Raw genomic sequence first — 13351 nt, 5'->3', positions numbered from 1 at the left:
TATGTCAGACGTCGCCCGGGTCCGCCTCGGGTGCGCGGGTTAAAATCACGCGCATGGGATTGAACTTTCGCTCACGCAAGAAGACCGGAAAGAACAGCTGGATCAACTTCTCCGGCAAGGGCGCCTCGGCGTCGAAGCGCATGGGCCCGGTGACGGTCAACTCGCGCGGCGGGTTCTGGGTGAACCTGCCGGGCGGGTTTAACTTCCGGGGCCGCTGGCGCAAGTAACACGCCGAACCGACGGAGGCGCGCATGGAGCAGATGAGCGAGGCCGACTACCGGCGGATGGGCATCGAGGCCGACGCCGTGGTGCGGCTGGGCATGCTCCTTATGGGGGCGGGCACGTCGGGCTACCGCGTCATGCGCGCGATGAAGCGGGCGGCGCGGGCGCTCGGCTTTGACAAGCTCGACCTCGTCGTCGGCATCGTGCAGATCACCAGCACGTTCCACCGCGGCAACACCTTCCGCACGGTCATCTCCCGCCAGCACAACCCGGCGGTGGACGCCTCGCGCATCGAGGCGCTAGAGGACCTCGCCCACAACCGCCTGTACCCCGGCATCACCGCCGAGGAGCTGGAGGCCATGCTTGACGATGTCGAGTATCGCGTCCGCGCCCGCTGGAACCGCTGGTATTTGGCGCTGGCTGCCGCGGTGGCGTGCGCCGCGTTTGCGGTGCTCAACTTCTTTCCGCCCACGGCCGTGGCGGTGGTGGCGGTGGCCGCAGCCGCCGGCCAGCTGACCCGCGGCGAGCTGCACCGGCGCCACGTGCACCAGACAGGGTGCGTTATCGCCGCGGCGGCGGTGGCGAGCCTGACGTTTCTGGGGATTGCCACGCTACTCAACTGGGCCGGGTGGGCGGACCCGCACGATTTCACCTTCGGGTATGTGGCGGCGGTGCTTTTCTTAGTACCCGGCTTTCCGCTGTTTTCTTCGCTTATCGATCTCGCGCGCTTTGACTTCGAGGCGGGCCTGCCGCGGCTGGCTTATGCCTTCACGGTTATCTCCACCGCGACGTTCACGGTGGCGATGATTAGCTGGGCCACCGAGCTCAACCCGATTCCGGGCACGCCGCGGGTGACGGCCGCGTGGTCGGTGGCCGCGGCCATCGCCAGTTTCTTAGGCGTTGCCGGGTTCGCGTTCATCTTCAACTCCTCGCGCCGCATGGTGCTCGTGGCGGCGACGGTGGGCATGGTGGCCAACTGCCTGCGCCTGGTGGTGTTGCACGCCGGCGCGACGGAGTACTTCGCCGCGCTCGTGGGTGGGTTCGTCGTCGGCCTGCTGGGCGCGGCCGCGGCGAAGTGGGCTTTGCTCCCGCGGATTACCACCACGGTGCCGGCGGCGGTCATCATGGTGCCCGGCGCGACGATGTACCGCGCCGTCTATGACCTCAACGCCGGGGCGATGGACCAGGCGCTGGCGAATACCGCGACGGGCATGCTCATCGTGCTGTCCATCGGCGCGGGCCTCATCTTCGCTCGCCTGCTTACGGACCCGAACTGGACGTTCGGGCACTTCATTGACTTCTCGCCGGAGGCGGAGGACTGGCAGGCCCAGCGCGGCTACGACTAGGCGCGGCACATTCGCGTGGCTACTGCGGCAGCCGGAAGCGCTGGTCGGGGTCCTGCTCGGCGAGTCCGTCCGCAAGAAGCGAGGCCAGCGCTCGCGATAGCTGCGGCCCGTCCGCCCACACCGCGTCGATTTGCTCCTGGCTCACGGGCTCGTCCGCCGCGCGGAGGAGCGCCATGATGCGCCCGCGGACCTGGCGGTCGGTGCCGGCGAATTTCTGCACGCGCTTTTTCGCCGCGGCGAGATCCGCGGAACTGGGCTGCGGGCAGCCGGCGCGCTGCCACGCGCACCGATCCACCACTGGGCACTCTGCGCACCGCGGGTTCTTTGCAGTGCACACCAGGGCGCCGAGTTCCATGAGGGCGGCGGAAAAGCGGGGGCCGTGGGCATCGTCAGGCACGTGCTCGGCTACGGCGGCAAGTTCCTTCTTAGACGGCCGGGGTGGCAGGAACTCGCCGCCCACCGCGCGGCCGTGCACGCGGCGCACGTTGGTGTCCACGACGGGCACGTTGCGCCCGTAGTGGAAGCAGGCGACCGCGCGGGCGGTGTAGTCGCCGATGCCGGGCAGGGCCAAAAGCGTATCCACATCGGCGGGGACTTTCCCGGCGTGGTCTGCGGTGATGGCCCGCCCGCACTCCCACAGGCGCAGCGCGCGGCGCGGGTACCCCAGCGTGCCCCAGGCGCGCAGGACCTCGCTGCGGGAGGCGGCGGCGAAATCGGCGGGTGTGGGCCAGCGGTCCATCCACTCCTGCCACACGGGCGCGACCCGGGCGACCGGGGTTTGCTGGCTCATGATCTCGCTGACTAGCACGCCCCACGCGGTGGTGCCGGGGCGGCGCCACGGAAGGTCGCGCTCGTGCGCGTCGAACCAGTCCAGGATGGCTGCGGGGTCGAGTGGGGATGCGGTGGCATCTGCGGTGGCGTGCTCGGTCATAGCGGCGTCACAGTGTAGTGGACGCGTCACGGTAGCTAGGATTTATGGCATGCCTTTGTCGCACACACCGCAAGAACCGCAGAAAGTCTGGGAGGCGCTGCTCGCCGGGAACAAGCGCTTCGTCCACGAGCTCTCCGAGCGCCCCAACACCGATTCCAAGCGCCGCTACGGCCTGCGCAGCGGCCAGGATCCGCGCGTGGTTGTCCTGTCGTGCTCGGACTCGCGAGCGCCGGTGGAGCTCGTCTTTGACATCGGTTTGGGCGATGCGTTTGTCATCCGCACCGCCGGCCACATCGTGGACACTTCGGTGCTGGCCTCGCTGGAGTATGCGATTGAAAACCTCGGGGTGAACCTCGTGGTGGTCATGGGGCACCAGTCGTGCGGCGCCATCGGGGCGACCGCCGGGGTTATCGATGACGGCGCGACCATCCCCGTCGGGTTTCAGCGCGCCATCGTGGAGAAGATCTCGCTGGCCGCCCAGGCCGTCCATGCCCAGGGCAGCACGTCCACCGCCGAGTACGAGCGCGAGCACACCCGCCAGACCGTCGACCGCCTGCTGGCCAACGTCCACGCGCTGCAGCACAAGGTCGACGAGGGGTCCATCGGCGTGGTGGGTGCGCGCTACCTGCTTGACGATGGCCGCATCGAGCCAGTCGTTTACCACGGAGTGGAGTAGCGGTGGCCGGGGGACCGCGGCCGCGGAAAGTGCCGCTCCGCAAAGACACGCGGGCTGCCGCTTAGCCCGGCAGGTCATACTGGGTGCCTAACATGACACAGTGTGACCTACCGAGATGGACAGCCGCCCCGCCGCCGACCGGATCGCTCTTATCGTCCGGAGCGACCTAGCCACCTGGACCGGCCGGACCGATCTGGCCGATCAGACCAGTTCGGCCGCCCGCCGCGCGACTATGACAACGCGCCGCGCCGGAACACTTCGCGCGGCGCCGATCGCGCCGAGCTGCCCAAAGAGATCTATCAGCGGCGCCGCATCGCGGCCCTGGTAGCGCTGCTTGTCATCATCGGTCTTTTGGTGTGGGCGCTCACCGCGCTCGGCGGCGGGGGAGACAAGGATCCGCAAGGCGCTGCCGCTACGTCCTCGGCTGCGCCGACGAGCGCCGCGAGCAGTGCCAACGAGTCGGAGAAGGCGTCCGAATCGGAGTCGGTGGCTAGCTCGGAAGATGCGGACAGTGAGTCGGAGTCGGCATCGGCAAGCGCGAGCGAGTCGGAAACGGAGCCGACTGAATCCGAATCTGAGTCTGTCGAGCCGGCCGCCGCGGGCAAGGACTCGTGTGACCTGGGGGATCTGAAGATCACCGCCACGAGCGATAAGGCCAACTACGCGCCGGGCGAGCAGCCCAAGTTCTACATGTCGGTGGACAACCCCACGAAGAAGGACTGCCAGGTCAACCTGGACAAGGACAAGCTACGCTTCGAGGTCTACGACTTGGCCACCAACCAGCCGGTGTGGTCGGATACGGACTGCAACCCGGCGGTTGAGCGCGGCGAGCAGACCGTCGAGGCGGGCGACAAGCGCAACTTCGAAGCTGTGTGGTCGCGGTTGAGCTCCGGCCCGGATCAGTGCGGGGATCGCGCGCCGGCGCCGGCTGGTGCCTACTTCCTGCACGCGGTGGTGGGGGACAATCCCTCGGCCGCATATACATTTAACCTGGGGTAATTCGTTTAGGTCAGCCTGAGCTAAAAATTTGCGGCGTATTTCTAGCTGTGAACCCTTGCGATATTTTGAGTGCGGTGTAAAATCACGGTGGCTAATAGTTCAGATAAGCAGCTAGGAATAACTACATGAAGCTCTCTGCATTTCGCGCAGGCGTGGCTGGCGTAGCCACGGTGGGCCTCGCGGCGCTGGGAACCTTGGCGGACCCAGCCCCGGCCGAGGCGGTCCCGGCCATGCCGCAGGGCTACCCGATTCAGGGCCTGCACAAGCCGTGCGATGAGTCCCAGGCAACGCAGGAAGGCCTGCCGGAGTGGCGCTTCGGCGAGACCGCCCGCCGGTACTTGAACGACGGGACTGCGCAGTTTACCAACCGCACCGACCAGCCGGTCCCGTACACCGCGACGGTGGAGACTGGGACCAATCACAAGATTTCCGCGAACTCCAAGGCGGAGCTGCCCAACGGGTGGAACACCACCGCAAAGTCGGACATTGGTCTGAAGGAATCCAACGGCTGGACCGATTCCGAAACCTTCGGGCCTATCACCCTGCAGCCGGGTGAGTCCTTCCGCGTGGAGTACGGCGTGCTGGAGAAGGACTTCATCTCCATGTTCGTCGAGTGCAAGGACGGCATCCTGCAAAACCAGGAGGGTGCCAACGTCGTGCGCGGCACCGGCCCCGCGGAGCGCTACGCGTTCGCCTACATCATCAAGGCGGACGGCACGCTTTCCGATGTCGCCCTCGACATCCCGGCCCGCGCCCAGGGTGCGAACAGCAAGCCCACCGGCGATACCTACACCGCTGTGTCCGGGCCGAGCCTGGAGAAGGTCGCCGACCCGCAAAAGGACGAGATCGTCACCCCGGACGACACCTTCGCGCGCGACCCGGAGTGGCCGAGCGAGGGTGACGAGTGCCGCCCGGGCGATAAGAAGTGGTACCCGCTCGACATCGAGGCGGTGACCCCAACCTTCCGCAAGCCGGGCTACTCCGTGGACTTCCGCAACTGGTCCGAAGGCGACTACGAGTGGGCCCCGGTCACCGACAACGTCGTTGGGGCCGAGTACAATGGCTACGCCAACTGGGTGGAGCGCCAGGGCAAGCCGCCGCAGGGCTGGCTGCAGTCCGTCGGCGCCACCGAGCGCGCCTACATGCCGGTGGGCACCAAGCTGAAACACCTCCAGCTCGCGCCGGGCGAGCGCGTCCGCGTCGAGTACGGCACGACCATGTCGCGCATCAACTACCGCGAGCTGCACTGCGGTAAGGACAAGAAGTACTCGATGACCAGCAACTACAAGCAGGCTTCGGCCCCGAGTGGTTTCTGGGCGGAGGCGACCATCCAGTCGCCGGACGGCTCGTCGCGCACCGAGGATGTCACCCCGGACGACTACCGCGACCTGCCGGTCCCCACCCAGGCGTCCCACTAAATCCCTATTCACAATTTCACTAGCTTTTCCGAAAGGACCCCTCCGTCATGAAGCTCCGTAAGCTCACCGCCCCGATCGCGGCCGCCATCGCCGCCGCCACCCTCACCGTCCCGACCGCTGGCGCCCTCCCAGCCCGCGACCTCGGCCCGGCCAACCCGACTACCATCGGCGCTCAGTGCACCAACCCGGGCGACCGCGGCCAGACCATCGACATCAAGCGCACCTACTTCGACGGCTCCGCCGGCACCTGGACTGCGTCCAACTACAACGACGAGGATCTGCCGATCACCCGCAGCATCAAGGAGACCAAGACCAAGACCTGGAACGTCTCCGCGGGCGTGGACTTCTCCCTGCTGGATCTCATCCACTTCACCTTCTCCTCCAGCTACACCGACACCCAGACTTACGAGGTCGGCGAGCAGGTCGGCCCGTACAACATCAAGCCGGGCAAGACCGCGGTCCTGCGCGCCGGCTGGGTCGTTTCCGACTTCGAGGGCCAGCACACCGTGTGCGGCTCCGACCACACCTGGCACGCGGACGGCGGCAAGTTCACCGCCACCCTGCCGAAGGAACGCCACGTCGAGGTGTCCACCCGTGATAACGAGCAGTGGAGCTAGGCATGACGGCAGTACGGACTTCTCTCGCGCGCCGCGTTACTAGCGCGGCAGCGGCCGGCATCATGGCCGGCGGGATGGCGCTTGGCGTGGCGATGCCGGCGGCATTCGCACCCGCCGCCGCGGCGGCCGAGAAGTCGTCGCCCGGCACCTTCGCCGGTGACTTCGAGCTGCCGCAGCGTTGGAATGACGACTTCAAGCCGGGCACGCACTGTGCCACCCCGGGGCAGAACGGCACCTGGATCACCGCCAAGCGCCGGTGGTTCAAGCAGACCGACGCAGCGAGCGTGACCAACCGGAATGACGAATCCGTGCCGGTGACCCACAAGGTGACCGACAAGCGCACGCAGACCCTCGAGGTCTCCGGCAAGGTCAAAGGCGAAGGCGACTTGGCCAAGCTGATGACCAACACCTTCGGGTTCACCTACGTCCACGAGGCGCACTGGTCGCTGCAGCAGGTGGTCGGCCCGTACGAGCTGCCCGCCAACGAGCAGGGCAAGCTGGTGTGGGGCTTTACCATGCTGGACACCGATAACCAGGACGTGAAGTGCGGCGAGGATCAGGTGTGGCACGAGCAGGGCAAGCCCTATTCGGCGTCCGTGCCGGAGGGGCGTTACTCGGAGCTGCGGCTTGACGATGCCCCGGATTACGACATCCGCTAAACCCGCAAGGCAATAAACTCTTTTCCTCTGCCGCCGGATTGTCCTAGCGGTCGAGGAGAGAGATGGCCTCGCGGAGAGTACCGGCTTGCTGAATATGCAGGCCGGCACTTTTCGTTTTCTCGCCGCGGTTTTCTCCGGAGCCCTGCCCGTGGCCCCGGGGAGTGGTGGGGATGATCGCGTGCTCGTAGCCGAGCCGCGCCGCCTCCGCTAGGCGGCGCTCCAAGTTGGGCACGTGCCGCAGCTCGCCTGCCAGGCCGACCTCGCCGATGACCACCGTCTTGGCCGGCAGCGGCTTTTCATGGAGGGACGACCACGTGGCCAGCGCGACGGCTAGGTCGGTGGCCGTTTCCGTGATGCGTACGCCGCCCACGGTTGCGACGTAGGCGTCCTTGTCGTTGGTGCGCTCGCCGGCGCGGGCTTGGAGCACTGCCAGGACCATCGGCACGCGGTTGCTGTCCAGTCCCGTGACCACCCGTCGCGGATTCTTCGCCACCGGGTCGACGGTTAGCGCCTGGACTTCGGCGAGAATCGGGCGCACGCCGTCCATGGCCACGGTGACTGCCGAGCCGTCCGGGGTGGATCCGCGGTGGGAAAGGAAGAGTCCAGACGGGTCGGAGACCTCCCTAATCCCGCCGGCGGTTTGCTCGAAACAGCCCACCTCGTCGGTGGCGCCGAAGCGGTTTTTCATTCCCCGCAGCATGCGCAGTGACGACTGGCGGTCGCCTTCGAAGTTCACCACGACATCGACAAGGTGCTCCAACACGCGCGGGCCAGCCACGTTGCCGTCCTTGGTGACATGGCCGACGAGCAAGACGGGGATTCCGGAGGTCTTAGCCAGGGTGGTGACCGCCGCCGTCACGGCGCGCGATTGTGCGACGCCGCCTGCCACGCCATCGACACCCGGCACGTGCATGGTCTGCACCGAGTCGATGATGATGAGAGACGGCTTGACCTCAGAGACGTGGCCGAACACGACGTCCAGGTTGGACTCGGCGGCGAGAAACAGCGTCTCGTGCAGCGCGCCGGTGCGCTCCGCGCGGGCGCGCACCTGACCCGCGGACTCCTCCGCGGTGACGTACAGCGCGCGCCGCGGGGTGGGGGCCTGGACTTTGTCCGTGGATGAGTCGGTCATCTGGGACCAGCGGGAGGCGACCTCTAGAAGGAGCGTGGATTTGCCCACGCCGGGTTCGCCGGCCAGTAGCACTACCGAGCCGGGGACGATGCCACGGCCGAGCACGCGGTCGAGTTCCCCGATTCCCGTGCGGACGGATTTCGTGCTCGCGCCGCCGATGTTGGTGATGGGCCGTGCGGGTGAAGCAGGAGTGAGCCCTTGTGGCACTTCCCCAGTGGCGGCCGCGGCGGCTGCGCCACCGCCCGCGCCGGAGCCGGTGCTGAGTTTCCCGGAATTCGACCGGGCCCCAGCGCCGCTGGCAGGCGCCGCAGAGGTTTCTAACGTCCCCCACGCCCCGCAGTCTGGACAGCGGCCGAGCCACTTGGGGGAGACGTACCCACACTCGCTGCAGGTGTGAATGACCTTCTGCTTTTTCGCCATGCTCCACACACTAAACCCCACCTCGGACACGGCGAAGATTCCGTGCTCGAGGTGGGGTTTATAGAATTGTTCGGGTTGGGTGTGAGCGCTACTTGTCCGCGTCGTGCTGAGGGCCAGCGGTCTCAGTGGTGTAGCCCTCCGGCGACTCGACGTCACGGTCGACGGAGCCGGCAACCTCGTCTGGGGCGGCGATCGGGGCGTTGACCGTCATGTCGCCCGAGGAGAGGTGGAACGTCACGTCGCGGGAGCCGGCGAAGCCGAAGTCATCGTCCTTGAGGGAGGTCGTAACGTACTGGACGTCCTTGTCGTCGGTCTGCGGCGTCTGCTCGATGCCGTCGGCGCTATCTGCCACGACGGTCTGGCCGCGGGAAATCGGCTTCACCGCGTCGATGTCAACCTTCTGGCCGTCGACGTCAATGGACTCGAGCTCCACGGTGCCGTCTGCGTAACCGTCGTTGACGAGGACGAACTTCAAAGCTGCCTCGCGAGTGTCCGGATCGATCGTGATAGCTGCGTCGCGGATGCTCACGGTCTGGTCATTGTTATCTACCGAGGCGCCATTGACAGCGGCGACCTTGTCGGAAGTCTGGGTGATATGACCAGCAGAGCACGATGCCAGCCCCAGCGCGGAGGCGGATGCGACAGCAACGATGAGGCCGCGGCGGGCGGCGGACTTCAGGGACTTCACGGGGTGCGTCCTCCAAGACTTGATTCACGAAACGCTATTCATGAGTCACCCTAGTATCAACTGCCATGTAATACACAGTTTTCCGGCCCCGGGGCGCCGGGGTAGGTAAACCGTGGGGTCATCCGGGGGTAACCCTCCCCGCATGTCCCCGTGGTCGTTGATGTGTCTCAGACCGGTCCCCATTGCGGAGAGAATGTCCGCGGCTGGTGTTACTGTTTCACAGGTGTCTAAAAGGATTGATGCGCAGCTGCGGGAAAAGCCCCTAAAGCCTGGGCGTATCCGGCGAGTTCGCGGGCTCGATGGATTCCGCGGCTTAGCGGTGCTAGCGGTCGTGATTTTCCACGCCTTTCCCGGCTGGCTGACTGGCGGGTTCTTGGGCGTCGATATCTTTTTCGTCCTTTCTGGATTCCTCATCACCTCCCTTTTGGTGCGTGAGTTCGGGGCGACGGGGCGCGTCTCGCTGAAGAATTTTTGGGTCAGACGCCTGCGCCGCATCGTCCCCGCCGCCCTAACCGTGCTGGTCATCACCGTGGCGGTCGCGGGGCTGGTGGGGCCCGACGTCAACGTCAATCTCGGACCGCAGTTCTTTGGCACCGCGTTGTTTGCCAATAACTGGGTCCAGATCGCCCAGTCCGCCAGCTACTTCGCGGATACCGGGGAAAACGTCACCCGGCACTACTGGTCGCTGGCCATCGAGGAGCAGTTCTACATCTTGTGGCCGCTCCTGTTCGTCGCGCTCGCGGTATGGGGTCATCGCCGGCGCGGGCAGCGCCAAGACGGGCTGAAGATTGCGGCCATCGTCGTCGTCGTTCTGGCGGTGGCGTCCGCGGTGGCAATGGCCGTGCTTGTCGATGGCGCACCGGGCAGCGATCCCAGCCGCGTTTACTACGGCACGGACACCCACGCGTTCGGCCTTCTCATTGGTGTGCTGCTGGCGCTCGTCATCACCGATCCGGCGCCGGCGGCGAAAGACAGCTGGCCGTCGACCAGCCCGGGCTGGATGGAAGCGTTTACCGGCACTCTCTTCGGCACGTTCGCGTTTGCCGGCATCATTGTCCTGTGCTGCGTGCTGGAAGGTGACAATGTTTGGGCGTACCGCGGCGGAATCTTTCTGGCATCCGCGCTTGCCGCGGTGGTCATCCACGTGACCGTCCGGGAGGCCGGGCTTATCGCCGCGCTTATGCGCTTCACGCCACTGTGCTGGCTGGGCACCCGCTCGTTCAGCGTTTACTTGCTGCACTGGCCGATTTTCGTCTTTGTCACCCACTACCTCAAAGACGCCGGCATCCTGGCCTGCGGCCTCATCACGGTGGCCCTGTCGCTCATCCTGGCCGAGTTGTCGTTCCGCTTCGTGGAGGAGCCGGTCCGCCGGGGCGGCTATGGCAAGGTCGTCCGCTCGTGGAAGCGCTACCCGTTCATTCCACTTCTTATCGTCGCGTTGGCGGCGGGTGCCGGGGTGGCCATCGCCAAGAGCCCTGCGGAGTCGTCGACCGAGCAGGCGCTCAATGATCTGAAGGAGAAGCAGGAGGCGCAGCGCAAGGCCCAGCAGGACGCGCAGGCTGGCGCGGGCAACTCCGGAGAGTCCACGGCGGGCAACGGCGCCGGCGCAGACGGCGAAACGGGTCCAGGCTCCGAGGCGCGCGAGAAGGGCGACTCCGGCCCAGGGAAATTCCCGGACGGCACGGACATCACCATCGTCGGCGACTCGGTCACCCTTGCCTCCTACGAGGCGCTGTCCGAACGCTTCCCGGGCGCCTACATCGACGGCGAGGTCTCCCGTCACTATGAGGCGGCGCTGCCCATCCTCACTCAGCTGCGCGATTCCGGTCAGCTGGGCCACTACGTGGTCTTGGGCTTTGGTACCAACGGCCAGGCGTTCCCCGGGCAGATCTCCGAAATCAAAGACTTCATCGGTCCGGATCGCACGCTCATCCTGCTGGATCCGTACGGCATGGCCAACGGCGTTCCTGAGGCGGCCGCGCAGGTGGAGGAATACATTGCCGATAACAAGGATGTCTACCTCGCGCCGTGGTGCCACAAGGCTGTGGAGCACCCGGAGACGTTGCGCCCCGACGGCTTCCACCCGGAGCCCGAGGGAGCGGTGCTGTACACCGACGCGGTCGAAGAGGCGATCCAGCAAGCGGTAGACGGCAAGCAGCGCGACTTCGGCCGCTGCGCCATCTACTAGCCGGGGCGTGAGCGGGATTCGGGGTCGGCGAATCCCCAGGGCGCAGCAATAATGCCCTGTGTTACCATCGGAGGGCCTATGGGGTGAGCGCCGTGTGTGCGCGCAGTCCTCCGCACGAGTTCAACGAGGAGATCTGAGGGATCGATGGAGTTCAAGGTCGGCGAAGTCGTGGTCTACCCGCACCATGGTGCGGCTGTCATCGAGGACATCGAGGAACGCCAGATGGGCGGCGAGAAGCTTGAATACCTCGTCTTGCACATCAACCAGTCCGACCTTGTGGTGCGTGTGCCTATTAAGAACGCCAAGAACGTCGGCGTGCGCGACGTCGTGGGCAAGGAGGGCCTGGAGAAGGTCTTTTCCGTCCTGCGCGAAGAGGACGTCGAAGAGGCCGGCAACTGGTCCCGCCGCTACAAGGCGAACCAGGAGCGCCTGGCGTCCGGCGACATCAACAAGGTCGCCGAGGTAGTCCGCGATCTGTGGCGCCGCGACCAAGGCAAGGGGCTGTCCGCCGGCGAGAAGCGCATGCTGGGCAAGGCCCGCCACATCCTGGTCGGCGAGCTGGCTCTGGCCAAGCCGGTCGATGAGAAGAAGGCCGACACGATGCTGGAGGAAATCGACGCCACTATCGAGCGCCACCGCGCCGCCGGGCTTGTCGATGACAAGTCGGTCACCACCGACGTCAGCGACGACGTCGACCTCGACGACCTCAGCTTCGACGACGAAGACTAGCCACCCCGATGACCACCGGCACGTCTGCTCCCGAATTGGCCCCGCACCGCCGCATCGTCGCGCTGGTTGCCGCGGCCGGTCGCGGCACGCGCTTGGGCTCCGAAGTGCCCAAGGCGTTCGTCGACTTAGACGGTATGACGCTTGTGGAGCGCTCCGTGCGGGCGCTCATCGCCGCCGGCTGCGTGGATGAGATTCGCGTTCTCATCGAGCCGGTCATGGAGGACTTTGCCCAAAAGCTCCTGGAAAAAAGCGGGCTGATGTCAGCGGCGGCGATTACCGCCCCCGTCATCCGCCTCGTGCACGGCGGCGGTTCCCGTGCGGAGTCGGTGTGGAAGGGCCTGCAGACCATTGAGGACGACGACGCGGTGGTGCTCGTCCACGACGCCGCCCGCGCCCTCGTGCAACCGGACATGATCGCCCGGGTGGCCATGGACGTGCTCGAAGGCCACCCCGCCGTCGTGCCGGTGGTCCCAGTGGCGGACACCGTGAAGGAAGTCGATGGCAACCGCGTCACCGCGACTCCGAACCGCTCCCACCTGCGGGCGGTCCAGACCCCGCAGGGCTTTGACTTGACCGCCCTGCGCCGCGCGAACGAACACTACTTCGCCCAGGCGGAATTTACCGCCACCGATGACGCCAGCATTATGGAATGGGCCGGCGAGCAGGTCGTGACGGTGCCGGGAGATCCCCTGGCGTTCAAGATCACTACGCCGATCGACTTGCGCCTGGCACAGGCCGTCCTGCAGGACAGGCCCGGCCGGCTGTAGGAGCTGTACTGCAATATGGACGATTCCCAGATGGATCACGCGGGCCAGTTGGTGCCTCGGGTGGGCATCGCCAGTGATGCTCACCAGATTGAACCCGGCAAGCAGTGCTGGATGGCGGGCCTTTTGTTCCCCGACGATGACGGGTGCGAAGGCCATTCTGACGGCGACGTGGTGGCGCACGCGCTTGTCGATGCCCTGTTGTCCGCCGCCCACTTGGGCGATCTCGGGTCGTTCGTGGGAGTGGGCCGCTCGGAGTACGACAACGTCTCCGGTGAGCGCCTGCTGCGCGAATGCCGCGAGTTGCTGGAGGGCGAAGGATTTCGCATCGGCAATGCGGCTGTGCAGATGATTGGGCAGACGCCGAAGATGGGCCCGCGCCGCGTCGAGGCGGAGGAGCGACTCGGCGAGATCCTCGCCGCGCCGGTGTCCGTTTCGGCCACCACGACTGACCACATGGGCTTTACCGGCCGCGGGGAGGGGCGTGCGGCTATCGCTACCGCGTGCGTTTTTTATGTGGGTGTCCACCCTGGGGCGTAGGGTTCTTGCTTAACGTGCCGTG

At 66.2% G+C, this 13351-nt stretch carries 14 protein-coding genes; 11 read left to right on the top strand and 3 right to left on the bottom strand.

Annotated features, from left to right (window positions below; genetic code table 11):
• Positions 1-53: 53 nt before the first annotated feature.
• Complete coding sequence (locus CMASS_RS08940) at positions 54-227, top strand: DUF4236 domain-containing protein (protein ID WP_156831794.1); 174 nt, start codon at positions 54-56, stop codon at positions 225-227.
• A gap of 33 nt (positions 228-260) precedes the next feature.
• A complete protein-coding gene (locus tag CMASS_RS08935; RefSeq protein WP_027018682.1) occupies positions 261-1568 on the top strand; it encodes a threonine/serine exporter family protein in 1308 nt (435 codons plus the stop codon).
• Positions 1569-1587: 19 nt separating this feature from the next.
• On the opposite strand, the gene CMASS_RS08930 is transcribed toward CMASS_RS08935, so the two are convergent.
• Positions 1588-2499, bottom strand: coding sequence for an HhH-GPD family protein (locus CMASS_RS08930; protein ID WP_022863100.1), 912 nt, complete (start codon positions 2497-2499; stop codon positions 1588-1590).
• A gap of 49 nt (positions 2500-2548) precedes the next feature.
• Between CMASS_RS08930 and CMASS_RS08925 the strand changes: the two genes are divergently transcribed.
• From CMASS_RS08925 to CMASS_RS08905, 5 genes are all read left to right on the top strand, one after another.
• On the top strand, positions 2549-3175 hold the full coding sequence (locus CMASS_RS08925; RefSeq protein ID WP_022863099.1) for a carbonic anhydrase: 627 nt from the start codon (positions 2549-2551) through the stop codon (positions 3173-3175).
• A 282-nt stretch (positions 3176-3457) separates the two neighbouring features.
• Positions 3458-4174, top strand: coding sequence for a hypothetical protein (locus tag CMASS_RS08920; RefSeq protein WP_027018680.1), 717 nt, complete (start codon positions 3458-3460; stop codon positions 4172-4174).
• A gap of 125 nt (positions 4175-4299) precedes the next feature.
• Entirely contained in the window at positions 4300-5592 is a 1293-nt protein-coding gene (locus CMASS_RS08915; protein ID WP_022863097.1) for a hypothetical protein, read from the top strand.
• Between the two features lie 47 nt (positions 5593-5639).
• Positions 5640-6209 carry a hypothetical protein gene (locus tag CMASS_RS08910; protein WP_022863096.1) on the top strand — a complete coding sequence of 190 codons (570 nt, stop codon included), beginning with the start codon at positions 5640-5642 and terminating at the stop codon, positions 6207-6209.
• A 92-nt stretch (positions 6210-6301) separates the two neighbouring features.
• Positions 6302-6868 carry a hypothetical protein gene (locus CMASS_RS08905; protein ID WP_051126850.1) on the top strand — a complete coding sequence of 189 codons (567 nt, stop codon included), beginning with the start codon at positions 6302-6304 and terminating at the stop codon, positions 6866-6868.
• Between the two features lie 43 nt (positions 6869-6911).
• Here CMASS_RS08905 and radA read toward each other — a convergent pair whose 3' ends face one another.
• The gene (gene radA / locus CMASS_RS08900) at positions 6912-8420 is read right to left on the bottom strand and encodes a DNA repair protein RadA (RefSeq protein ID WP_027018677.1); all 1509 of its coding nucleotides are present in this window, start codon (positions 8418-8420) and stop codon (positions 6912-6914) included.
• 88 nt (positions 8421-8508) lie between these two features.
• Positions 8509-9108 (bottom strand): hypothetical protein, encoded by a 600-nt coding sequence (locus CMASS_RS08895; protein WP_022863093.1) that lies wholly within the window; start codon positions 9106-9108, stop codon positions 8509-8511.
• Positions 9109-9331: 223 nt separating this feature from the next.
• Between CMASS_RS08895 and CMASS_RS08890 the strand changes: the two genes are divergently transcribed.
• From CMASS_RS08890 to ispF, 4 genes are all read left to right on the top strand, one after another.
• Positions 9332-11296: an acyltransferase family protein gene (locus CMASS_RS08890; RefSeq protein ID WP_022863092.1), complete on the top strand. Its 1965-nt coding sequence runs from the start codon at positions 9332-9334 to the stop codon at positions 11294-11296.
• Between the two features lie 144 nt (positions 11297-11440).
• On the top strand, positions 11441-12025 hold the full coding sequence (locus CMASS_RS08885) for a CarD family transcriptional regulator (RefSeq protein WP_022863091.1): 585 nt from the start codon (positions 11441-11443) through the stop codon (positions 12023-12025).
• Between the two features lie 8 nt (positions 12026-12033).
• Entirely contained in the window at positions 12034-12792 is a 759-nt protein-coding gene (gene ispD / locus CMASS_RS08880) for a 2-C-methyl-D-erythritol 4-phosphate cytidylyltransferase (RefSeq protein WP_022863090.1), read from the top strand.
• Between the two features lie 15 nt (positions 12793-12807).
• The gene (gene ispF, locus CMASS_RS08875) at positions 12808-13329 is read left to right on the top strand and encodes a 2-C-methyl-D-erythritol 2,4-cyclodiphosphate synthase (protein ID WP_022863089.1); all 522 of its coding nucleotides are present in this window, start codon (positions 12808-12810) and stop codon (positions 13327-13329) included.
• Positions 13330-13351: the final 22 nt, after the last annotated feature.

This window comes from Corynebacterium massiliense DSM 45435, assembly GCF_028609805.1.
In the GTDB taxonomy this organism is placed as follows: domain Bacteria; phylum Actinomycetota; class Actinomycetes; order Mycobacteriales; family Mycobacteriaceae; genus Corynebacterium; species Corynebacterium massiliense.
This window is presented reverse-complemented; position numbering and strand designations above follow the sequence as displayed.

Bases quoted from the DNA above. Each gene is read 5' to 3' on its own strand.
- CMASS_RS08930 (WP_022863100.1), bottom strand. From the start codon at position 2,499: ATGACCGAGCACGCCACCGCAGATGCCACCGCATCCCCACTCGACCCC.
- ispD (WP_022863090.1), top strand. From the start codon at position 12,034: ATGACCACCGGCACGTCTGCTCCCGAATTGGCCCCGCACCGCCGCATC.
- CMASS_RS08915 (WP_022863097.1), top strand. From the start codon at position 4,300: ATGAAGCTCTCTGCATTTCGCGCAGGCGTGGCTGGCGTAGCCACGGTG.
- ispF (WP_022863089.1), top strand. From the start codon at position 12,808: ATGGACGATTCCCAGATGGATCACGCGGGCCAGTTGGTGCCTCGGGTG.
- CMASS_RS08925 (WP_022863099.1), top strand. From the start codon at position 2,549: ATGCCTTTGTCGCACACACCGCAAGAACCGCAGAAAGTCTGGGAGGCG.
- CMASS_RS08935 (WP_027018682.1), top strand. From the start codon at position 261: ATGAGCGAGGCCGACTACCGGCGGATGGGCATCGAGGCCGACGCCGTG.
- CMASS_RS08910 (WP_022863096.1), top strand. From the start codon at position 5,640: ATGAAGCTCCGTAAGCTCACCGCCCCGATCGCGGCCGCCATCGCCGCC.
- radA (WP_027018677.1), bottom strand. From the start codon at position 8,420: ATGGCGAAAAAGCAGAAGGTCATTCACACCTGCAGCGAGTGTGGGTAC.
- CMASS_RS08885 (WP_022863091.1), top strand. From the start codon at position 11,441: ATGGAGTTCAAGGTCGGCGAAGTCGTGGTCTACCCGCACCATGGTGCG.
- CMASS_RS08905 (WP_051126850.1), top strand. From the start codon at position 6,302: ATGCCGGCGGCATTCGCACCCGCCGCCGCGGCGGCCGAGAAGTCGTCG.
- CMASS_RS08940 (WP_156831794.1), top strand. From the start codon at position 54: ATGGGATTGAACTTTCGCTCACGCAAGAAGACCGGAAAGAACAGCTGG.